At 49.7% G+C, this 22,271-nt stretch carries 19 protein-coding genes; all 19 read left to right on the top strand.

Annotated elements, in window-relative coordinates; genetic code table 11:
• Positions 1–21: 21 nt before the first annotated feature.
• The 19 genes from ssb (at position 22) to yycI (ending at position 22,261) form a co-directional block, all read left to right on the top strand.
• The gene (ssb, locus tag NST99_RS33455) at positions 22–528 is read left to right on the top strand and encodes a single-stranded DNA-binding protein (protein ID WP_341097467.1); all 507 of its coding nucleotides are present in this window, start codon (positions 22–24) and stop codon (positions 526–528) included.
• Between the two features lie 21 nt (positions 529–549).
• Positions 550–822 carry a 30S ribosomal protein S18 gene (rpsR, locus tag NST99_RS33450; protein WP_019914552.1) on the top strand — a complete coding sequence of 91 codons (273 nt, stop codon included), beginning with the start codon at positions 550–552 and terminating at the stop codon, positions 820–822.
• Between the two features lie 231 nt (positions 823–1,053).
• Positions 1,054–1,428 carry a VOC family protein gene (locus tag NST99_RS33445; RefSeq protein WP_341097826.1) on the top strand — a complete coding sequence of 125 codons (375 nt, stop codon included), beginning with the start codon at positions 1,054–1,056 and terminating at the stop codon, positions 1,426–1,428.
• Positions 1,429–1,833: 405 nt separating this feature from the next.
• On the top strand, positions 1,834–3,816 hold the full coding sequence (locus tag NST99_RS33440) for an endonuclease MutS2 (RefSeq protein ID WP_341097465.1): 1,983 nt from the start codon (positions 1,834–1,836) through the stop codon (positions 3,814–3,816).
• A 270-nt stretch (positions 3,817–4,086) separates the two neighbouring features.
• On the top strand, positions 4,087–5,802 hold the full coding sequence (gene opp4A / locus NST99_RS33435; RefSeq protein ID WP_341097463.1) for an oligopeptide ABC transporter substrate-binding protein: 1,716 nt from the start codon (positions 4,087–4,089) through the stop codon (positions 5,800–5,802).
• A gap of 435 nt (positions 5,803–6,237) precedes the next feature.
• Entirely contained in the window at positions 6,238–7,263 is a 1,026-nt protein-coding gene (locus NST99_RS33430) for an LCP family protein (protein WP_445745008.1), read from the top strand.
• A gap of 190 nt (positions 7,264–7,453) precedes the next feature.
• Entirely contained in the window at positions 7,454–7,879 is a 426-nt protein-coding gene (locus NST99_RS33425; protein ID WP_020425709.1) for a CBS domain-containing protein, read from the top strand.
• Between the two features lie 219 nt (positions 7,880–8,098).
• Positions 8,099–8,410 (top strand): MazG-like family protein, encoded by a 312-nt coding sequence (locus NST99_RS33420; RefSeq protein WP_036706324.1) that lies wholly within the window; start codon positions 8,099–8,101, stop codon positions 8,408–8,410.
• Positions 8,411–8,416: 6 nt separating this feature from the next.
• Entirely contained in the window at positions 8,417–9,334 is a 918-nt protein-coding gene (locus NST99_RS33415; protein WP_341097460.1) for a DUF2232 domain-containing protein, read from the top strand.
• Positions 9,335–9,345: 11 nt separating this feature from the next.
• The gene (locus NST99_RS33410) at positions 9,346–11,352 is read left to right on the top strand and encodes a DHH family phosphoesterase (RefSeq protein ID WP_341097459.1); all 2,007 of its coding nucleotides are present in this window, start codon (positions 9,346–9,348) and stop codon (positions 11,350–11,352) included.
• Complete coding sequence (gene rplI, locus NST99_RS33405; RefSeq protein ID WP_038598236.1) at positions 11,349–11,795, top strand: 50S ribosomal protein L9; 447 nt, start codon at positions 11,349–11,351, stop codon at positions 11,793–11,795. Before NST99_RS33410 ends, rplI begins: the two co-directional genes overlap by 4 nt.
• A 1-nt stretch (position 11,796) precedes the next feature.
• Positions 11,797–13,158, top strand: coding sequence for a replicative DNA helicase (gene dnaB / locus NST99_RS33400; RefSeq protein WP_341097458.1), 1,362 nt, complete (start codon positions 11,797–11,799; stop codon positions 13,156–13,158).
• Between the two features lie 213 nt (positions 13,159–13,371).
• Positions 13,372–14,658 carry an adenylosuccinate synthase gene (locus NST99_RS33395; protein WP_341097456.1) on the top strand — a complete coding sequence of 429 codons (1,287 nt, stop codon included), beginning with the start codon at positions 13,372–13,374 and terminating at the stop codon, positions 14,656–14,658.
• 171 nt (positions 14,659–14,829) lie between these two features.
• Positions 14,830–15,474: a hypothetical protein gene (locus tag NST99_RS33390; protein WP_341097454.1), complete on the top strand. Its 645-nt coding sequence runs from the start codon at positions 14,830–14,832 to the stop codon at positions 15,472–15,474.
• Between the two features lie 329 nt (positions 15,475–15,803).
• Complete coding sequence (locus NST99_RS33385) at positions 15,804–17,357, top strand: M23 family metallopeptidase (RefSeq protein WP_341097453.1); 1,554 nt, start codon at positions 15,804–15,806, stop codon at positions 17,355–17,357.
• Positions 17,358–17,539: 182 nt separating this feature from the next.
• Complete coding sequence (gene yycF, locus NST99_RS33380; protein ID WP_038598226.1) at positions 17,540–18,271, top strand: response regulator YycF; 732 nt, start codon at positions 17,540–17,542, stop codon at positions 18,269–18,271.
• Positions 18,271–20,103 carry a cell wall metabolism sensor histidine kinase WalK gene (gene walK, locus NST99_RS33375; protein WP_341097451.1) on the top strand — a complete coding sequence of 611 codons (1,833 nt, stop codon included), beginning with the start codon at positions 18,271–18,273 and terminating at the stop codon, positions 20,101–20,103. Before yycF ends, walK begins: the two co-directional genes overlap by 1 nt.
• Positions 20,100–21,377: a YycH family regulatory protein gene (locus NST99_RS33370; protein ID WP_341097448.1), complete on the top strand. Its 1,278-nt coding sequence runs from the start codon at positions 20,100–20,102 to the stop codon at positions 21,375–21,377. Before walK ends, NST99_RS33370 begins: the two co-directional genes overlap by 4 nt.
• A 140-nt stretch (positions 21,378–21,517) precedes the next feature.
• Positions 21,518–22,261 (top strand): two-component system regulatory protein YycI, encoded by a 744-nt coding sequence (gene yycI / locus NST99_RS33365; RefSeq protein ID WP_341097447.1) that lies wholly within the window; start codon positions 21,518–21,520, stop codon positions 22,259–22,261.
• Positions 22,262–22,271 lie beyond the last annotated feature (10 nt).

Here is a 22,271-nt window from a genome sequence, read left to right as displayed (position 1 = left end):
GCGTTAAAGGAGGGGATTGAATTGTTGAACCGTATCATTCTGATCGGTCGGTTGACCCGTGACCCGGAACTTCGTTATACTCCCGCTGGTGTAGCCGTAACGCAGTTTACACTTGCTGTAGACCGCAACTTTACGGGCCAGAACGGTGAACGCGAGGCGGACTTCATCCCGGTAGTAACCTGGAGACAGCTGGCTGAGACCTGTGCCAATTACTTGCGCAAAGGACGTCTGACAGCCGTGGAAGGACGCATCCAAGTACGGAATTACGAGAATAACGAAGGTAAACGTGTATACGTAACCGAAGTCATTGCCGATAATGTCCGTTTCCTGGAATCTTCGCAAAACCGTGAAGGCGGAAATACACCAAGTGATGCAAGTGTTCCTGAAGAACCAGCCTATGGTGGTAGCGGTGGTAACAGTGGGCGCGGAAACAGCAATAATTTTTCGCGTAACAACAACAATAATCAAGATCCTTTTTCGGGCGATGGAAAACCGATCGATATATCGGACGATGATTTGCCATTTTAATAAGGAAGGACTGAACTGAACATGGCTTTCAAACAAAGAGAAGGCGGAGACAACGACAAAAGACCGGCACGTCGTGGTGGACGCAACAAGCGCAAAAAAGTGTGCTACTTCACTGTGAACAAAATTACTCACATTGATTATAAAGACACTGAGCTTCTTAAGAAGTTCATCAGCGAACGCGGAAAGATTTTGCCGCGTCGTGTAACAGGTACAAGTGCAAAATACCAACGCGCTCTGACCATTGCTGTAAAACGCTCGCGTCAAATCGCGCTGCTGCCTTACACAACGGAATAGGACGTTTTATACAAAGCAGCCGGGCAACCGGCTGCTTTTTTATTTGCCCCTAAACGACACCCTCCCGCATTAATCAGCTTCAGCTAAGAAGAAAGACGGATAAAACCAAATGATAGCAGGACGGCTGCGCTCAAAGTATGCCCGCTTGGTCATAAATACTAAATTGTATATAATGAGTAAGAAATGACGGAAGCTAAACAGCCGCATAATTTAATTCTTGGAGGCATGATGATGGTCAGTGCAAGCCCCTATGTAGTCATTGAGAATATACAAGATTCGGTAGAATATTATCAGAGCGTGTTTGGCGGGGAAATTAAGATTTTGAATGAGCATAAAGGCAAGTGGCTGCATGCAGAGCTGCATCTGGGCCAGAGTCTGATCCATTTCTCCGATGATTACGGGAAAGGCGCCAAGACGGAAAATGTCAGCATTATTATGGGGCTGGACAGTGAGGAACAGCTGCGCGGAATTTATGACAAACTGATTACTGATGGCGGTCAAGTCCTGGTTGAGCTGCAAAAGACTTTCTTCGGCGCTCTTCATGGACAAGTTGCAGATAGTAAGAATAGAATTAGTTGGGTATTGAACTGTTTTGTTGCCAATTGACGGATGTCACAGAATGTAGTAAATTACAGTTATCCTAAACTAAAGGGGAAATTTTGATGTTGGTGAGCGTTCTTAACTAAGCAATTTCATATTACCTGAACAATTAGCTGCGCCAGGTATCGGATTAGGCGATACGTGTGCTCTGTTTGAGTCTGTCCCGCGACATGCTCTGGTTGTTGAAGGTGAATGATTTAGTTAAGAACACACGAAGCGTCACGATGGCCTCTTTACGGCTGTTGTTCTCTTTGTAATTAACCGTGCTCTTGCAGCACGGTTTTTTCTATTTTCAGAGACAACAGCCTATAAATGAGGGCAAGGACTGCCGTAGTGGCAGTCTTTGCCCTTTTTTGCGTTAGGAACAATCACGCCTGACACATTCAGGCCGACAATAGAGGAGGAGAAACATTGAATCTGCAAAGTTTGAATACCCTTGAATACGAAGAGATCAAACAGGATTTGGCACGGCATGCAGTATCCTATGAAGGAAGAAGATATGTAAATGAGCTGGCACCGATGACTTACCTGCCGGCAATCCACCGGGCAATGGATGAAACGGATGAAGCCTATGAGCTGTTGGGAAGAGGGGCAAGTGTTCCGCTGCCTTCTCTGGAGGGAATCGAGTCGATCATGTCACTGTTGGGTACGGGATATATGTATAACGAGCAGGATCTTATGTCGGTATGCACCTTTCTGAACAGCTGCAGCCAGCTGCGCAAGTATATGGCCTCCAAGGAGCAAAGTGCGCCGCGGATCGCCGCCTACGGGGCTTCTTTGCAGGAATTGAGGCATGTCAGAGAGGAAATAGAACGTTGTATCCGGTTTGGGGTCATAGAAGACCAGGCGAGTAAAGGGCTGGAGAGAGTGCGCAAGCGCCTGGCAGTGGCTAAAGAGCGGCTAAACAGGAAGCTGGAGAGTATTATGTCCAAGCACCAGTCTATCCTCCAGGAGAATCTGGTCAGCATGCGCGGCGGGCGTTATGTTATTCCTGTAAAACGCGAATATCACAAGCAGGTGAAAGGCTCAGTGCTGGATCAATCCACCAGCGGACAGACCGTCTTCGTCGAGCCTTATGATATAGCCGCCCTACAGGGAGAGCTGGAGCTGCTGGCTGCTGACGAGGCACGGGAAGAGGGAATGATTCTAAGCATGCTCAGCGGCATGGTGGAACAGGAGCAGGAAGCCTTGCGGGTCAATATCGATGTGACGGGCACGTATGATTTCATCTTTGCCAAAGCTAAGTACGCCCGCACACTTGGGGCGAGGAGAGTAGCTTTGAATGACCGTGGTTACTTGAGGATGAATGGCGGCAGGCATCCGAAGCTGAAGGATATGGTGCCGGTCAGCCTGGAGTTAGGCAAGGGCTATAAGTCTTTGATTGTAACAGGCCCCAATACTGGCGGGAAAACAGTTGTGCTCAAAACACTGGGCCTACTGACCTTAATGGTGCATTCCGGAATGCTGGTTCCTGTAGAGGAGGACTGTGACTTTGCTGTATTCAGCGATGTAATCAGTGTTATTGGAGACGGACAGAGCCTGACGCAGTCGCTGAGCACCTTTTCTGCCCAGATGAAGAGCATTGAGGGAATGCTGCAGGAAGCCGGAAAAGGGGTACTGCTGCTGATTGATGAGCTGGCGGCAGGGACAGATCCCGGTGAAGGTTTTGCTCTCTCGATAGCTATTCTTGAGGAATTGAACCGCAAAGGGGCGAATATCATTGTCACTACCCATTTTAATGAGCTAAAAGTGTTTGCTGCTTCAACCCCGGGATTCCAGAATGCGCGGATGGAGTTCGATAAAGAGACACTCCGGCCGCTCTACAAGCTGACCATTGGCGAGGCGGGTGAAAGCTACGCGCTGCAAATCGCCGAGAAGCTGGGTATCCCTGCCAATGTCATCCAGCGCTCGCAGCAGCTTGTAGCCCAGCAGCGGGAACAGCAGGGCGGGAGAGTGAACTGGAGCAGCCCTTATGCCGGGCACACAGGGCACAAGACTGATGAATTGAGAGTGTCCGTTGAATCGAATGAAGAGGACAAAGAGCGGACTCAAGAAGGCGGAGAGCAGAATGACTCTGCGGAGGAAGCAGGCAGCAAGAAGCAGGCCATGAGTTTTGAGGTAGGCGATGCGGTGTATGTTAGCTCCCTTGGAAGAACAGGAATTGTGTATGAGAAGCGAAATGACTTGGGAATGGTTGGGATTATGATTCAAAAGCAAAAAATGCAAATAAATCATAAACGCCTGAAACCCTACCTCTCCAAAGCGGAGCTGTACCCTGACGATTATGATTTTGATATTATTTTCGAGAGTAAGGATACCCGTAAAAAGCGCAAGCTGATGCGAAAAAGACATGTTGAAGGCGTGACGATCATCCATACGGATGAGGAGCAATAGGCATAAATTCTGAACGGAGGTCTGCCCCGAAAAGGCAGGCCTTTTTGTGTCCGACGCACAAAGGTTACAAATATGGTCTTTTCTTTACGGAGAATATTGTATATCCTCTATAATGTGGTTTATCAAAACCGTGTTTTAAAAATTTTACGTAAACTGATATATATAGCTTAAATTGGAATAACAACTAAATTTTAATAATAAATTCAGTAAAATAAACATTAGAAAACGCTTCCATATAGGGTTATAGGAACAGAAGAAAGGAAGGAATACATGCATAAACGTAAACTTGGCGGAATGCTGATGCTCATGGCTTTCCTACTTTCAGCATGCAGCGGTTTAGGCTTAAGCAATAATTTAAATACAATATCCTTCAGCAAAACGGCTGATGAAGCGAAGGCAGGAGGTACCGTTACCTATGGCTACACCTCTCCGTTCCAGGGACTGTTTGAACCCGCTTTTTTTGAAGGAGATGATGATTCCAATGTTCTTGATTTCATTACGGAGGCTATGTTTACCGTCGAGGATGACCTGACAACCGTACCGAATATTGCTTCCTGGCAGGAATCCGAAGATCATACCGTGTTCACATTCAGCATTAAACCTGGTGTCCGCTGGCATAACGGCGATGAGCTGACGGTGGAAGACTGGAAATTTGCACTTGAGACAATTGCCAGCCCTGACTACACAGGTTCAAGGTATTACAGCGTGGAAATGATTAAGGGAGTAGAAGATTATCATAGCGGTAAAGCGAAGGAAATCTCCGGAATCAAAGTCATTGATCCTTATCGGCTGAGAATTACGGTAAATGCTGCACGCGTGAATACTATTGACAATTTGTGGCCTTATCCGATGAACAAGAAATATTATAGCGGAGTGGCTGTTAAAGATATGCCGGAAAGTGATCAGGTGCGGAAAAACCCAATTGGCATTGGCCCCTTCGAGGTAACTCAAATTCAGCCGGGGCAGCTTGTGGAAATGAAGCGGTTTGACCATTATCACCGGGGAAAGGCTTTGCTTGACGCTGTTGTATATAAGGTAGTGGATCCTGAGAGCCTTTCTCCCCAGTTCAAGGAAGGTATGATCGATATTGGAACGGTTCCGCGGGATAATTTTGCAGCCATAAAGGACTTGGATAACATTGAGGTTCTGCAATCGCCAGAGCTGTCCTACGAATATATAGGCTTCAAATTTGGACATTGGGATGATGTAACACAGCAAAATATCATGGATAACCCCAAGTTTGCAGACAAGCGCTTGCGCAAAGCTATGTATTACGCACTGGACCGTCAAGGTATTATCAATAAATTCTCCAATGGGCTGGGAACGCTGATTGAAACTCCGGTCCCCAGTACAAGCTGGGCCAAAATTGCCGGTTCAGAGATTAATACCTATCCCTATCACCCTGAACTTGCCAGGTCATTGCTTGATGAAGCGGGATATGTGGATATGGATGGCGACGGCTTGCGCGAGGACCCCAAGGGAGCTAAATTCATCATTCACTATGATGCCATGAACGGCAGCAAGACCTCAGCGCCGCGCACGCAGGCGATTCTGCAGAATTGGCGGGAGGTCGGACTGGATGTACAGCTAAACGGTGGAAGTCTGAAAGAACTGAATACGTTCTACGAAGCGGTAGAGAACGATGATCCTTCGGTCGAGCTGTTTAACGGGGTATGGGGACTAGCCAGTGACCCGGATCCGTCAGGCTTGTGGCGCTCATCGGATCTGTGGAATTATTCGCGCTGGTATTCAACCCGCAGCGAAGAACTGATCCGTGAGGGTGTGGGCACCAAATCGTATGATAAGGAGCATCGCAAGCAGGTGTATTATGAGTGGCAGAAGCTGATTAATGAGGAGGTTCCGATGATCTTTTTTGCCGAACGGGCCAATATTACTGCTGTTAATCATCGACTGCAGGGGGTAAGAGTGAATGCTATAAGCAATATTGTAGAGCCGCAGAAGTGGTGGATTAAGGATATCGATTAGACATTTGAGACCGCAAAAACCGCATCCCAAAAGATCGCGGGGGTTGCGGTCTTTATGTGTTAAAGCCTAAGCTGTCAGCAGGTTTTTAAATATTTATTTGTCAAGCTGCATAACAAAATAGAGTTTTGCTCGTCATATACTTTATGGATTACAAGTGGCTGCAGCACAAATGATGTCGGTATTTGTTGTTTCTTTTTATGCGTCAAGTGATTACAATAGAAATATTGTTTCTGTGTCAAAGTTGTTTTCCAGGTTTATTCAACAATTAGAATGACCCTAATTCCTGAAAGGGGGAATACTAAAACTGAATAGGGGCAGAGAGCATGTTCAACAAAAGAAACCCAGTCATGACTGTCTGGTAAGCAGCAGGCAAGCATTGTAAATAGATCTTCAAGCAATCCTGTGTATATTCCACCATAAAGAAGGAATCCAATGATGAAGAAGAAAAAAATGAAAAAAAGGTATATTGCCCTTATAGCACTTGTAGTCATTCTCGCCGGGGGCTTTCTGTTTCAGAAACAGCTGGCCGTCGTGGCCTTTGATCTTTTCCTGTCAGACCGGGTCGAAAAAACATTGGCGGAAGAATCTTATCAGCCGCTGAACGACAAAGTCAAACCGGAGCCGGTTGTTTATAAAAGCGACCCGTTCTCTCTCATGCTTCTGGGTACAGACCAGCGTGACAATGAAACGGCGCGTTCCGATACGATGATCTATGCGGTCATTCGTCCAGAGGATTACAAAATGCTGCTCATTTCCATACCGCGTGATACGTATACCGAAATCATCGGGCATAATGACAACAAGAAAGACAAAATCACACATGCTTACGCATTTGGCGGCCAGCAAATGGCTAAGGATACGCTGGAGGCACTGCTGGGGCACGATATTCAATATTATGCCACAATTAATTTCCAAGGCCTCAAGGATGCGGTGAATGCCATTGGAGGCGTACCGCTGCCGATTAAGAAGGATATCGTAAACAAAGGCAAGGATCACGAGAAATTTACGATTGAGGGCGGCAAGCCGAACTACGATGGTGAAGAGGCGCTCAATTACACCCGTTACCGGGAGGACAGTGATTTTAACCGGACCAAACGGCAGCAGGTCTTTATTGATGTGGTTGCGAATAAAATGTTATCAATCAGTCAAATCGGCAAGATCCCTGAGCTGCTGGACATTATGGGTGAAAATTTCAAGACCGATATCGAGCCGTCCACCATTATTAGCCTGGCCAAGAAATTCATGAGCGGCAAAGACATGGATATTTCCAGCTTTACCGTGATGGGTGAAGGGGAGCGCATCAACGGATTGTATTACGATATCATAGATGAAGAAGACTTGAAGGAAGCGAAGGCCTTGATCGACAATTGGATGAGTGCCAGCACACCGGTTGATCAGCTGATTGAGCCGGGCAAAGCGGAGAACGCGCTGGAGCCCAAGGCTACAGCTCAAGCACAATAGAACGGTCGGGACCAATATCATATCCTAAAAAAAGCAGCAGCCATGTGCAAGGTTAGTGGCTGCTGCTTACTGTCTTCATGGTATAATGAGATGGAACTTATTGCTCGCTGAGGCGTATAACTACAATGGCCCTGTAACAAGGGGAAGGTAAGTGTTAATTCCTTCGGAACTCTTTGAGGAGGATCAAGAGATGAATATTGCGTTTTTTTTACTTCCGAAGCAGGAGGTCGCGTGCGTGACACTGGATTCAACGCTGCGGCAGACTTTGGAACGGATGGAATTTCACCGCTATACTGCTGTACCGATCCTGAACCGCAACGGGGAATATGCCGGAACCGTAACAGAAGGCGATTTGCTCTGGTACATGAAGGACTCGGGCGGGGCGGTTACGTTTGAAAATGCTTCGAAATATTTGCTTAAGGATGTGCCGCTGCGGATGAACAATCTGCCGGTATCGATCGACGCCGATATGGAGGATTTGATTAATCTGGCCAAGGTGCAGAACTTTGTGCCGGTGGTCGACGATATGAACCGATTTATCGGTATTGTCCGCCGGAGTCAAATTATTGAATATTGTGAGAAGGTTGTTTCGCGGCAATCGCAGGAATCGTTATAATTTATTGATGCATCAGATGCAAATGCAGCAAGGCCTGTATTTCCGGCAACAAACGGAATGCGGGCCTTTTTTGAAGAGGGATGGCCCGTAGAAGCGGTGTTAACCGGCCTATTGTCTGAAGACAAACTTGGCTCTTTCCGGGGGGCTGACCGTCCCGTGTGGCTGGGAAATATTTATGCTATAATGGAGAATAATGCTTTTTGCCGGAGGTTAAGAGACATGCCCAATGTGCCGAAGGATTTGGATGTGGCCAAACGCGCCAAGGTAATTGAGTGGTTAAAAACCGAAGTAATTGATCAAGTCTCAAGGCTGTTCAAGGCATTGTGGGAAGGCAGCACCGCCCGTGTGGGCGACAGTCTGGCCAGCCTGATTATGAGCTCATATATTCTGGGGCGCAGACTGGGTATTCCCTATCGGGAGCTGGATGATTTATTAATCGAAAAGCTTAGAAAGCACAGGCAGGAAGGGCATCAGCTTGAAGAATGGTACCAGGATATATCTGCGTTAGAAGAACATATGCGTAAGAGGTGAATACTGTTGAAATTTCGCTGGACATCTGTGGCATGGAGCATCGTCTACTTGCTGCTGCTGCTATCCTTATCAACCCCGCTGCTCATTATCACTACCCTTTTCTTGATTATTCCGGCTGTAGTGCTATTCACTACTCTGAGTACTAAACAGTTTATTGTACATCTACTGCCAGTACTGCTGATTGTAGGCCTGATTACGCCTGTTTACGTAGTGTTAGCGCTCTATTTCTTAATCCCGGCAATAGTTATGGGACGATGGTACAAGAAACGCGCTTCGGCGCTGTCGACCATCCTTGCGGGAACCGTTACGATTTTAGGCGAGTTTCTGCTGCTGCTGGTGATCGGTACGGCGCTGTTCAATTTTGATCTCTCCAGTTATGTCAATGATATGATGCAGATGGTTACGTCCCCGCTCTCTGATCTGGGCACGGGCAATCCGCTGATGACCGAGTTCAATCTTACATCTGAGGATGTAAATACAATCAGTCATATGACCATACAGGTTATTCCTATGACGCTGATTCTGAGCTCGTTTATGATGGCTGTAATCACCCACTCCATTGTCCGCCCCATCCTTAACAGCATGGACTATGCGGTTCCCAAGCTGAAGCCCGCGCGTGAATGGAGACTTTCAAGATCATTTATCTGGTACTATCTGTTGGGAGTCGTAATTAACCTGCTGTTTGGCAATTCTGACAACAGCTTTATGCTGATGATCTCGGCCAATCTGTTGCCATTGCTGCAAATCGTATTTAAAATCCAGACTATCGGATTCCTGTTCTTCGTGGTCTATGAGCGTAAATGGAGCAAGATTGTGGCGATACTGCTGGCACTGCCGGTTATTTGGCTGCCGGGATTATGGATTATCGGTATTATCGATATGGCGTTCCCACTGCGAGAGCTAGTGAAGAAATCGAAACGATAGGGTGAGAGCTCATGCCTAAATTTCTGCAAAGACGCTGGCACGGCTATCATACCGTATGGGCGTTCCTGCTGCTGCTGGTCCTTATTATAGTCGTCAGTATCTATAACTGGGCTCTGGGGATTGCCAGCCTGTTCCTGGCCGGCACTTTATGTTTCTCCATGCTGCAAGCGGAGATCTCATTCCGGCGCAACCTGGTGGAATATATCAACGGGCTTTCTTTCCGCATCAAGCGGGTGGAGGGTGAAGCTGTCAGCATGCTTCCGCTCGGCATTATCCTGTATAGCGAAGACCGGACGGTGGAGTGGAACAACCGCAATGCCGGTGACATCTTTTCCCGGAAGTCCCTGGTAGGTGAAGCGCTGCAGGAGCTGCTGCCTGAGGTGATGTCCTCTCTGACGGTAAATGTGCCGGTTAAGCGGGACCCTGCCAAAGAGGGCGTGCTCAAGGACATCAGACAGGAAATTTCAGTGGATGACCGGTATTATCAGGTTGTGGCCATACCCAGCGAGCGTCTGCTCTATTTGTATGACATTACCGAGCTTGTGGTTCTGCGGGAAAGGTATGAGGAAGAGAAGCTGGCCATTGGTATTGTGATGATGGACAATCTGGATGAAGCAGCTCAAGGCATGGATGATCAGCAGCGCACTTCGCTGATCGCCAAGGTAGCCAGTGAGATTACGGAGTGGAGCAAGCAGTTTGAAGTATACTTGCGGCGGTTGTCCTCAGAGCGCTACTTGATGCTGCTGAATCACCGCAGCCTGCAGGCGCTGGAAGAGAGCCGGTTCGTTGTACTCGACGAAGTGCGTGAAATGACGGCAGACCTCAAGGTGCCGATGACCCTGAGCATAGGCCTTGCCTATGGTTCAGAGTCCGCCAGTGAGCTCGGAGCGCTGGCGCAATCCAGTCTGGATATGGCGCTGGGCCGCGGCGGGGATCAGGCAGCCGTTAAGGCGGGCCAGAGGCTCTCCTTCTATGGAGGCAAGAGTAACGCGGCGGAGAAGCGCACGAGAGTCCGGGCGCGGGTCATTGCGCATGCGCTGCGTGACCTGATGCAGGAGAGCGACAGGGTGCTGATTATGGGTCACCGGGTCCCCGATATCGATGCCGTAGGGGCTGCTATTGGGCTGCTTAAGGCGGCACAGATGTACAATGTGGAGGCAAACATCGTGATGGAGACGCCTAATCCGTCCATCACTAGGATGATGGAGCAGATCCGCCGCGATGATGAGCTGTACAAAACCTTTGTTACTACAGAGCAGGCACTCCAGATGATGACTGAACATACGCTGCTGATTGTCGTGGATACGCACAAGGCCTCCATGACGATGGAGCCGCGCCTCGTGCAGTACGCCAGCCGCATTGTTGTTGTTGACCATCATCGCCGGGGTGAGGAGTTCATTAATGATGCGGTGCTGGTATATCTGGAGCCCTATGCCTCTTCCACCTGCGAGCTGGTAACAGAACTGCTGCAGTACATTCATGACAAGATTAAGCTCAGTCCGCTGGAGGCTACCATGCTGCTCGCGGGAATTACGGTCGACACGAAGCATTTCGCGTTGCATACCGGCTCGCGAACCTTTGAAGCGGCAGGGTTTCTGCGGCGGATCGGCGCGGACACGATCCTTATCCAGCGTATGCTGAAAGAGGATTTGCAGGAGTACATTTCCAAAGCAGAAATTATCAAACATGCCCGGATGGTGTATGATCATATTGCACTCGTTGTAACCTCACCGGGAATGAAAATTCCACAGCTCTTAATTGCCCAGACAGCGGATACGCTGCTGGGAATGACGAATGTGGTGGCTTCATTCGTGATCAGTGAGCGGCCTGACGGCCTCATCGGCATCAGTGCCCGGTCACTCGGACGAATGAATGTGCAGGTGGTCATGGAGAAGCTCGGCGGCGGAGGGCATTTGTCCAACGCAGCGGTGCAGCTCGAGGGAACATGCAAGCAAGCAGAAGCCAGACTAATGGAAGTTCTGGCTGAAATTGAAGCGAAAGAGGGGCTATTCGAATGAAGGTCATTTTTATAAAGGATGTTAAAGGTCAAGGCAAGAAGGGGCAAGTGAAAGAGGTGTCGGAAGGCTATGCAGCGAACTTTCTGCTGCCGCGCGGCTTGGTCCGCCCGGCCACAGACGGCAATGTGAAAACTTTGGAGAATCAGGCAGCAGCTGAGCAGCGCCGCAAGGACCAGGAGAAAGAGGAAGCGCAGCAGCTGGGTAAGAAGCTGGACGAGCTGACGCTGACCCTGAAAGCAAAATCGGGTGAAGGCGGCCGTCTCTTCGGCGCTATAACAAGCAAGCAGATCGCCGAAACTTTGGTGGAAACACAAGGGATCGTAATCGACAAGCGCAAAATTGAGCTGAGTGATCCCATTCGCCATGTAGGTACGTTTCAGGTAAGTGTGAAGCTGCATACTGAAGTAAAGGCTAACCTTACGGTTCAGGTAACGGAGGAGTAAGATGGGTGGAGATCTCTTTTTCGATCGGATTCCCCCGCAGAACCTGGAGGCAGAGCAGGCTGTAATCGGTGCTGTTCTGCTGCAGGATGAAGCGCTGGTTACCGCGATGGAGCGGGTGAATACCGAAGACTTCTACGATAAACCGCATCAAATGATTTTTGAGGCGATGGTGCAGCTCGGAGAAGAGAGCCAGCCGATTGATCTGGTTACGCTGACGTCCAGACTGCAGGATAAGGGGCAGCTTGAGGATATCGGCGGTGTCAGCTATTTAGCTAAGCTGGCGCATGCAGTGCCGACTGCGGCCAACGTGGAGTATTATGCGCAGATCATTGAGGAGAAGGCGATGCTGCGGCGGCTGATCCGTACAGCGACGCAGATCGTCAGTGAAGGGTACACCGGCGGTGAGGATGTCGCCGATATGCTGAGCGATGCCGAGCGGCGGATTCTGGAGATCTCCAACCGCCGGAGCGGCAGCGGCTTCATCGCCATCCGCGATGTGCTCATGCAGGTCTTCGACCGCGTGGAGCTGCTTCATCAGAATAAGGGGGGAACCTCCGGGATTCCGACCGGCTTTGCCGATCTTGATCATATGACTAACGGCTTCCAGCGTAATGACCTGATTATTGTAGCGGCCCGTCCATCCGTAGGGAAGACGGCATTCGCGCTGAATATTGCCCAGAATGTAGCAGTCCGTGCCAAAGAGACCGTAGCCATCTTCAGTCTGGAAATGTCGGCGCCGCAGCTGGTACAGCGTATGATCTGCGCGGAAGCCAACCTCGATGCCAACATTATGCGTACCGGTGATTTCAAAAGTGATGATGATTGGTCGAAGCTTACGATGGGGATTCAGTCCTTATCGGAAGCAGAAATCTATATTGATGATACTCCTGGGATCACGGTTACAGATATCCGGGCGAAATGCCGTAGGCTCAAGAAGGAAAAAGGCCTCGGCATGATCGTCATCGACTACTTGCAGCTGATTCAGGGACGCGGCAAGGGCGGGGAGAACCGCCAGCAGGAGGTCTCCGAGATTTCCCGTACCCTGAAGCAGATAGCCCGTGAGCTTGATGTTCCGGTCATTGCCCTTTCCCAGCTCAGCCGGGGTGTGGAGCAGCGGCAGGACAAGCGCCCGATGATGAGTGACCTTCGGGAATCCGGTTCCATCGAGCAGGATGCCGATATCGTAGCCTTCCTGTATCGTGATGACTACTATAACCAGGATACCGAAAAGAAAAATATCATTGAAATTATTATTGCCAAACAGCGTAACGGCCCTGTCGGCACTGTAGAGCTTGTGTTCCTGAAAAATTTCAACAAGTTCGTCAACTACGAGCGGGCACACGCTGAACCTTTTGCAGGGTAGATCATTTATTCACAATTTCCGAACGATTGCACATTTCCTTGTGTGATCGTTCGTTTTTATTTGACTTTAAAAAGTACCGCTGTTACACTGGTTATTGTGCTTTAGCAGGTTAAAACTGCTTTGGCGTCCGGAGGGCTGCGTACATAAGAACGCTGTACAGAGCCCATATTATGAAAAATAATGGTGCTAGCTTGCACCTACGGAGGAATGAATATGTCAACGGTAGTCGTCGTGGGAACACAATGGGGAGACGAAGGCAAAGGGAAGATCACGGATTTTCTGGCAGAGAGCGCAGATGTGGTCGCCCGGTATCAGGGGGGTAACAATGCCGGTCACACGATTCTGATTGACGGAAAGAAATTCAAGCTGAGCTTGATTCCATCAGGTGTATTTTATAAAGAAAAGACTTGTGTAATCGGTAACGGAATGGTTATTAATCCGGAAGCCCTGATCCAAGAAATTAATTATATTCATGAGAACGGATTCGACACCAAAAATCTGGTGATCAGTGATCGTGCCCATGTCATTATGCCATATCATATGCTGCTTGATGCCTTGGAAGAAGACCGTAAAGGCCCGAACAAAATCGGTACTACACGCAAGGGAATTGGCCCGGCGTATATGGATAAAGCGGCACGCAACGGAATCCGGATCGCCGATCTGATGGATGCCGAGGAATTTGAGCTGAGACTGCGCCAATTAATGGAGGAAAAGAATCAGGTCATTACCCAGGTTTATGGAGCGGAAGCTTTGAACGTGGAAGAAATTCTAGTCAAATATCTGGAGTATGCAGAAGTGCTTCGCGGTTATGTGACGGATACTTCAGTGGTTCTGAATGATGCTATAGATGCTGATTCCAGAGTACTGTTTGAAGGTGCACAAGGTGTAATGCTGGATATCGATCAAGGGACTTATCCGTTTGTTACATCGTCGAACCCTTCGGCTGGCGGTGTGTGCATCGGGTCTGGCGTGGGCCCTTCGAAGATCAAGCAGGTTATCGGGGTTGCTAAGGCCTACACTACCCGTGTTGGCGACGGTCCGTTCCCTACCGAGCTGAACGATGCTACAGGTGATTACATCCGTGAAACAGGCCATGAATATGGTACTGTAACCGGACGTGCCCGCCGTGTGGGCTGGTTCGACAGTGTGGTTGTCCGTCATGCCCGCCGGGTCAGCGGAATTACCGGTCTGTCGCTCAACTCGCTGGATGTGCTTAGCGGCCTTGAGACGGTGAAGATTTGCACCGGCTATAAATTCCGCGGCGAGGTGATTACTCACTATCCGGCCAGCCTCAAAATGCTGGCTGAATGCGAAGCCGTCTATGAGGAGCTTCCAGGCTGGAGCGAAGACATCACCGGAGCGAAGACACTGGACGATCTGCCGGCCAATACACGCAGATATGTGGAGCGGGTATCGGAGCTTACGGGTATTCCGATTGCCATCTTCTCCGTAGGACGCAACCGTGAGCAGACCAATCAGGTTCTGCCTATCTATATCTAAGATTCCTGTAAGTAAAGGGGCCCTATGTGGGTCTCTTTTTTTTGTGCTTCAACAATTATGTAATATTTTGGTTTCCCGGAGCCGGTTCTAGTCAATACTGGGAGGATGAAAGCAATAACGCACTGATCCTCCAGAGATTGAATATGAACAGGGCGCAAGGGAGTGATGAAGATGAAGATAGTAAGACGTGCACTTGGAGTCTGCCTGATTGTCGTACTGGCCAGCGCACTTTCGGTTCTGACCACGGCATTCGTCGTCAATACGTATATACAGTCGGTGTTGGCCAGTTTTGATATAGAGCTGGAGGGCCCGTCACCGGGAATTGGCGGTTTTATTAAGAGCCTCACGGGAATGGGAGCCACAGATAACGCCAAAAATGTAGCTGAGGATGATAAAGGTGCTTCCGGTGCAAAGAAAGACAGCAAAAGTGAAACGGTGGATACACCAGAACAAAAAACGGAGAAGTCCGTGGAGGAAAAGGCGCCTGAGGATGCTTTGGCTGTAATGGGAGAGGCTTCCGGAGAGGAAGAACAAAGTGACAGTGCACTGGACCAGCAGCTGGTAATGACACCGGAAGCGATGGGTGAGCTCAAGGACAGTCTGCCCATGGATGAGAAATCCAATATTTTCAATATCCTGATGACCAAACTTCCGCAGGAGGAGATGCAGAAAATCTCAACGGCGATGGAGGATGGGTTGACGGAGAATGAAGTGAGGGAACTGCAGCAAGTCATTGCCAAGTATGTGAATCCTGATGAATATGACACTTTAATGAAAATGCTTACACCAAATTCAACTGAGGGTACCACAAACTAAAAATTGTCATTTTTTGGACACGTACTTGATGTTAAAATGTCAAAATCATGGAAGAAACCCGCGATTATCGCGGGTTTTGTCTTTGGGGTAAAGTTGAAATTTTTCTGCCGTCTATGGTACAGTAAAAAAGGACTATAAGGGGTTAATTTTTTGTAACCTTTTTAAATATAAGAAAAGTACGAATTTCACCTCATACTTTATGCTTATATTTTGGACGGAAACGAAATGCAGTTACACTAACGCACATAGTAAATAGATGCAGCAGCATATATAAAAGGGGTCGAATAACAAGGTTGGCCGCTTCTAAGCGGACTGAAAGGGAGAGTTTCATGAAAGGATTTAAGTTCATGCGCGGGATGGGGAAACTGCGGGACAAAGCAGAGACATCCGCAGAATTCAGCGCAGAAAGTCAAAAGGGCAGTTCTGCCTCTAGCGAAACTAACGTCTTTTATCAAGAAACCAAACCTCGGAGATTCCGGCGGTCCTGGATAGCAGCTTCTGCCGGTCTGGTGCTTCTGGCGGCCTTTTCAATCACGGCAGAGAAGAAATATGTGACCGCGAACACGGTAACCTATTATAAGGTGCTGGTTAAGGGTGAGGAAATCGGAAAGATCAGCGAGGAAACGGAGCTGGATCGGCTGTTCGAAGAGAAGCAGCAGGAATATCAGCTCAAGTATCCGGATTCAGTGATGGTGCTGCAAACAAGCGGCATTACGACAGAGGCGGAAAAAGCGTATAAACCGGAGATAGACAGTGCCGCTACGCTGGACAAGCTGGATGGCATGCTTAAAGCTTATGCAGTGGGAGTGCAGCTGACGGTGGATGGCAAAGCTGTGGGGATTGTCAAGGATCAGGAGACAGCGAATGCCGTCCTGCAGGGCGTGAAAGAACACTACGTTCCGGCTGCCGCAGTTTCAACGGGCGCCCAGCTCAAGAAGACAGCAGCTACGCGTTCCGCGAAGGCGGCTGCACCGGCAAATGCAGACAAGGTAGAATCGGTTGCCATTCAGGAGGACGTTTCCGTTGTTCCTGTCAAGGCGGACCCCACCCAGGTGCTGAGCGTCCAGGAAGCGGTCGAGGTGCTCACCGAGGGGAAAGAGGAGCCGCTTGTTTATGCGGTTCAGGAAGGGGATACCGTCTCTGGGATTGCCAAACGTTTTGAGATTACGCAGGCTGATATTTTCCGCAACAATCCGTCGGTGGAAGAGCTGACCCTGCAAATTGGAGACGAGCTGCAATTGACCGTACCACAGCCAGAGCTTACTGTAGTAACCGTAGAGCAGGTATCGGAGCAGCTTGTCACTGAGCCGGAAGTGATTGTCCGCAAGAGCGATGAGCTGGCAGCAGGCAAGAGCAAGGTTGTCCGGGCAGGACAGACCGGCCTGAAACAGATGAAGTACAGGGTGACCAAGGAAAATGGTCTCGTAGTGAAGGAAGAATGGATGGGCCAGGCGGTTCTGAAGGCTTCCTTGCCTGAGGTGGTCTATCGCGGCACGAAGGTAGTCGGCGAAGGAACGGGCATGTTTGCCTGGCCGGTCAGTGGGGCGAGCCTCTCCAGCAGCTTTGGCCAGCGCTGGGGACGAAGCCATAAAGGAGTCGATCTCGTATCCGGTAACCGGACCATCACAGCTGCAGATGCCGGGACGGTTACTTTTGCAGGCGTACAGAGCGGCTACGGCAATGTGGTCATTGTGGATCACAAAAACGGATATGTCACCTACTACGGCCATCTGAGAAGCATCTCAGTATCTGTCGGCCAGCGGCTGGAGCAGGGAGCCAGCATTGGTGTTATGGGCAACACGGGGCGTTCAACCGGTACCCACCTGCATTTTGAGATCCGCAAGAACGGCACAGCGGTCAATCCGCTGAGATATCTGAAATAATCCATAGGTTATAATCAGCCGTCCGAGTTTTCGGGCGGCTTTATCTTTTAAAGCTAAAAATATATTGATGAGCAGGATGAAAGTACAGTGCTATCCCCACTTCGTAGGATGTGACGCCAGTGCAGGTATGTTAAAATAAGAGAATGAGTGATTAGTACGCTTAGAAAGGTGAAGCTGAGCATATGCAGATGGGAACGATTCTGGTAGTAGACGATGAACAGCCTATTGCTGATATATTAAAGTTTAATCTCGAAAAAGAGGGCTATGAGGTAATCTGTGCCTTTGACGGCAACAGTGCTGTGGAGCTGGCTCTGTCCAGACGGCCCGATCTGATGCTGCTTGATCTGATGCTTCCCGGCAAGGATGGCATGGATGTCTGCCGTGAAGTGCGCTCTGCGCATTTGGACATCCCGATCATTATGCTGACAGCTAAAGACGGTGAGATCGACAAAGTGCTGGGTCTGGAATTGGGTGCGGATGATTATGTAACCAAGCCTTTCAGCACGCGAGAGCTGCTGGCCAGAGTCAAAGCTCAAATGAGGCGCCAGCATAAGCCATCGCCGTCGGAAATGCTTAGTGAAAGAGCGGAGAGCAAACAGGGCGTCAATCATTTCGGCCTGTTCGTTGATACCGACATGTACATGGTTTATAAAGACGGAGAGCCGCTCGATTTAACACATCGTGAGTATGAGCTGCTCTATTATATGATTCGCCACGCCGGCAAAGTAATGACCCGGGAGCATCTGCTGCAGGCGGTATGGGGCTTCGAATACTTCGGGGATGTGCGGACCGTGGATGTCACGATCCGCCGGCTGAGAGAAAAAATTGAGGAGAATCCCAGCAAGCCGGAATATATCTTCACCCGGCGCGGACTCGGTTATTTGATGCATAGCCCCAAAAGCGGGGGGCTGTGATGAAAGGGCGGTCCTTTTTCCGGACGATTCAGGCCAAGCTTATCATTATTTACGTGCTGCTGATTCTGATCGCGATGCAGCTGATCGGTGTATATTTTGTCAGCTCGATGAAGAATTCACTGACTGATAACTTCACCAAAGATTTAAAGGCACGGGCAGAAATGTTGTCGATCCTTACGGCAGATAAACTGGGCAGCGAAGCCGGAACAGCCGGTGAAGAGACTGCGGTGGAGAGTCTGCGCGGAATGGTCAATAATCTGTATATCAGCGGAGCTGAAATTCAGGTACTGGATGCCAGCGGTAAAATTATTACGACATCTGTCCCTTCGCAAAACGATTATGTCGGGCAGCGGAACACACAAACCGTGGTCAGCCGTGCCCTGCAAGGCATCAGCGATAATGAGGAATATATCATTGCCGATGATAATGTGCGCAAGAAGGTGGTCGCCAAACCGGTTCTCTCCGGCGACAAAGTGGTAGGGGCGATTTATATTGCTGCCGATATGAAAGATTTATACGCCACGATGAGCCGGATTAATAGCGTGTTCCTCTCCGGTCTGCTGCTGGCGCTCGCCCTGACGGCCGTTCTGTGTGTCATTCTCGCCCATACAATCACCCATCCTATCAAGGAGATGACCCGGCATGCCACAGCGGTTGCTGAGGGCCGGTTCAACCGTAAGATGCCTGTGTTCGGCAATGATGAAATTGGGCAGCTCAGTCAGGCGTTCAACTACATGACAGGAAGGCTCCGCGAAGCGCTGTCGCAGAATGAAGAGGAGAAGGAGAAGCTTGCTTCCATCCTGACCAACATGAGTGACGGCGTGGTTGCTACAGATGAAAGCGGCGTCGTAATTCTGATGAATACCCGGGCAGCAGATATGCTTGGAGCGGAAGGCCCGCTTCCGGAAGGGGCACCGCTTGATGAGCTGCTTGGTCTCGATCATGAGCAGTCGGGGTCGCTGGCGCAAGGCAACGCCCAATCAGCAATGCTTCATCTCTCGCCAATGGGCGGAGGCGAGCCCAATATCGTCCGGGTCACCTTCACCCCCATTCACCGACGTGAAGGCGGAGGGATTGCCGGAACCATTGCGGTGCTGCAGGATGTTACCGAGCAGGAGAATCTGGAGGAATCGCGGCGGGAGTTCGTGGCGAATGTCTCGCATGAGCTGCGGACTCCACTGACGACGATCAAGAGCTATGTTGAAGCGCTTGATGATGGTGCGCTTGATGATCCGCAGCTTGCTGCGCGGTTTGTCGGAGTCATCCGCAATGAGACAGAACGGATGATCCGGCTTGTTACGGATCTGCTGCATCTCTCGCGGCTGGATTCGAGGGAATCGAGCCTGCGCATTCAGCAAACGGATATCTCCGAGATGCTGGAGGATGTGGCTGACCGCTTCTCCTTCCAGATTCGCCAGAAACGAATTCATATCAGTACAAGAGTGCGCAAGGAAGTCGCCACGGCCTGGCTGGACCGCGATCAAATTGATCAGGTGCTGGGCAATTTGGTCTCCAATGCGCTGAAATATACGCCAGAAGGCGGAACCATTCAATTGGAGGCACTGAAAACCGAAGATGGAATGCTGGCCGTTTCTGTACGTGATTCCGGGATTGGGATTCCCAAGAAGGATATCGAACGGATTTTTGAACGTTTTTACCGGGTTGATAAAGCCCGCTCGCGCAATATGGGCGGCACCGGACTCGGGCTGTCCATTGCCCGGGAAATTGTCAAGGCGCATGGAGGGTCAATTTCCCTGCAGTCAGAGCTTAATGAAGGCTCGCTGGTAACCTTCACACTGCCTCTGAAAGAGCAAAGGGGGAGTTTATTGTGAAGGAAACAATCAAGTCATGGATACTTGCCCTGCTCGTTTGCGGAAGTCTTGTAGAGAGCTATTATCTGATCTACCGGCTGCCGGGGAGCGACTCAGCGGTGATGTCAGAGAACTTGTATGTGAAGACAGATAATATGGGGCCCAAAGAAAAAGTTGAGAATCTGCTCTACCCTGATAAAATGATCATTCATATGGGGGAGGACAAGCATACGCTGTTTTATCCCGGCTCCACCTTCTATGACCTGATCATGAACCGGCTGAAAGGACGCGGGTTTGAGAGCTTTCAGCGGCGCTCGGTGCAGGATTTCGATTGGGACAAGATCCGCCGTGAGAATTCGGGCATTGAGCTGTCCTTTGGTGCCGGCATTCCGGTAACCTTGCTGCAGCGGGTAATGCAGCTCGCTCCCGATTCGCTGTTCCAGGGAGAGAGCATTGACCGGATATGGATTTACAATATTAAAAATGATTCCAAGGCACATGCCGTCTTTTTCAGTACTAGAGGCGATATCGTATATGAAGCGGCTAAGGCCGATTTGACCGTTCAGGACGTGCAGCAGCATGTAGATTTCGGTACGAATTGGACGCCATACACCGCAGTAAATGGCGATTATTATGTGCCGGAAGAAAAAATATCGCTGGTTGAGGTGGAAATGCCCTCCGGCATGTACACCATTGAACAAATGCAGAACAATCTATTCTTTGATGCCGGTAGCACCAGATATATTCCAGAGAAGGATGGCTCAAAGATTTATACAGACAGCAAACGCAGCCTGCAGGTTGATCAGGAACAGAACTGGATGAGCTATAGCGATCCGGCTGCGCTTCCTGCGGGTGAGAGTACACCTGCGAAGGATGCCCTGGAAGCGGTGGATTTTGTCAACAAGCATGGTGGATGGAACGGTACATACCGTCTGGCATCAACGGAGGAGGGCAACCAGGAGCTGACCGTTTCCTTCCAGCAGTACTACGGTTCTTATCCGATTATGAGCAAGCCAAAGCTGCAGTATGGTGTTATTAACCTGGAGCTGCAGCAGGGCACAGTATCCTCCTATGAGCGATCGCTGATGTATACAGAAGAGGGAAAAGCCGTTAAACAGGTTGTGGAGCTTCCCGGTGGCGATGAGCTGCGGGCTAAGCTGGCCCAATTCAGCGAAGCTTCGCCTGTGAGGGATTTGACCCCGGCCTATGTTGCTTCAGTAAACGGGGAGAAGCTGAAGCTCCTGCCGGTATGGCAGGTAACGCTCCGTGACGGCACTTTCCTTACACTGAACTAGAGTAATAGATGCGCGGGAAGGCACACGACGAAGCAGAATCACGAAGTGAATGCTCACAAACGAAGCGGATGCTTCCGAAGCTAGTTTGTTCGAAGCAAATTCAATGAAGTAAATGCTCACAAACTTTAAGGAGGAGCGGTATGGACTGGGGAAGAGCCAAAAATGTGCTGATTTACGCCTTTCTGGTATTGAATCTGCTGCTTTGTTATCAGCTCTGGATGGACTTGCGCGATCAGGCCAGTGCCAATCTGGATTTCACTTCCCTGTCCGCAGAAACGCAGGCGGTGATGGAACAGAAGGGGATTCGTGTGTTGTGTCCCATTCCGGCTGCCACTCCGCAGCTGCCCGATATCACTTACCGCTACTCCGGGGAAGAGCAGAATGAGGAGCCGGTTGAACTGAAGGTGCCGATAGACAGCAAGCTGATTTATTCATCATTTGCCGAACTGAGCACTTCACTGGCAGACCAGATCACAGACATCGCCAATTATCGCTTTGATTCGCAGGAGAGCGAGGTCGGCAAATTTATACTTCATCCACTGGTCGACCATAAGTGGTCTTTATTCAGAGTGCGGCTTGAGTTGATAAACAGCGATCAAAAAATTGTGGCTTACCGTTGGCCGAAGATTGAAATCGGAGCTACAAACAGTGACGAAGATATCCAGAAGGTGCTTCCGGCCTCACAGGCACTCAGCAGCCTGATTGAGAAATATTTTCCGGCGGATTCGGTAGTTAAAGAGATTGAGCTTGGCTATTATGGGGAATTGTTCAACTCTGAAAGCCAGGTGGCTTCGCCAATGTGGCGCTTTATGCTGGAGAACGGCAACGCCTATTACGTCGATGCCATCAGTGCGGACATCATCAGTCCGAAGACAACAGAGTAGAAGGAGCGGA

It is taken from the genome of Paenibacillus sp. FSL L8-0470 (assembly GCF_038008625.1).
Classification (GTDB): Bacteria; Bacillota; Bacilli; order Paenibacillales; family Paenibacillaceae; genus Paenibacillus_AQ.
Note: the sequence above shows the minus strand (reverse complement) of the source record. Positions and strands in the feature narration are given on the sequence as shown.

Excerpts from the sequence above, each read along its gene's own strand:
- rpsR (WP_019914552.1), top strand. The coding sequence starts at position 550 with ATGGCTTTCAAACAAAGAGAAGGCGGAGACAACGACAAAAGACCGGCA.
- NST99_RS33445 (WP_341097826.1), top strand. The coding sequence starts at position 1,054 with ATGGTCAGTGCAAGCCCCTATGTAGTCATTGAGAATATACAAGATTCG.
- yycI (WP_341097447.1), top strand. The coding sequence starts at position 21,518 with ATGGACTGGGGAAGAGCCAAAAATGTGCTGATTTACGCCTTTCTGGTA.
- NST99_RS33390 (WP_341097454.1), top strand. The coding sequence starts at position 14,830 with ATGAAGATAGTAAGACGTGCACTTGGAGTCTGCCTGATTGTCGTACTG.
- NST99_RS33425 (WP_020425709.1), top strand. The coding sequence starts at position 7,454 with ATGAATATTGCGTTTTTTTTACTTCCGAAGCAGGAGGTCGCGTGCGTG.
- opp4A (WP_341097463.1), top strand. The coding sequence starts at position 4,087 with ATGCATAAACGTAAACTTGGCGGAATGCTGATGCTCATGGCTTTCCTA.
- NST99_RS33420 (WP_036706324.1), top strand. The coding sequence starts at position 8,099 with ATGCCCAATGTGCCGAAGGATTTGGATGTGGCCAAACGCGCCAAGGTA.
- NST99_RS33430 (WP_445745008.1), top strand. The coding sequence starts at position 6,238 with ATGAAGAAGAAAAAAATGAAAAAAAGGTATATTGCCCTTATAGCACTT.
- walK (WP_341097451.1), top strand. The coding sequence starts at position 18,271 with ATGAAAGGGCGGTCCTTTTTCCGGACGATTCAGGCCAAGCTTATCATT.
- NST99_RS33385 (WP_341097453.1), top strand. The coding sequence starts at position 15,804 with ATGAAAGGATTTAAGTTCATGCGCGGGATGGGGAAACTGCGGGACAAA.
- NST99_RS33410 (WP_341097459.1), top strand. The coding sequence starts at position 9,346 with ATGCCTAAATTTCTGCAAAGACGCTGGCACGGCTATCATACCGTATGG.
- yycF (WP_038598226.1), top strand. The coding sequence starts at position 17,540 with ATGCAGATGGGAACGATTCTGGTAGTAGACGATGAACAGCCTATTGCT.
- dnaB (WP_341097458.1), top strand. The coding sequence starts at position 11,797 with ATGGGTGGAGATCTCTTTTTCGATCGGATTCCCCCGCAGAACCTGGAG.
- NST99_RS33395 (WP_341097456.1), top strand. The coding sequence starts at position 13,372 with ATGTCAACGGTAGTCGTCGTGGGAACACAATGGGGAGACGAAGGCAAA.
- rplI (WP_038598236.1), top strand. The coding sequence starts at position 11,349 with ATGAAGGTCATTTTTATAAAGGATGTTAAAGGTCAAGGCAAGAAGGGG.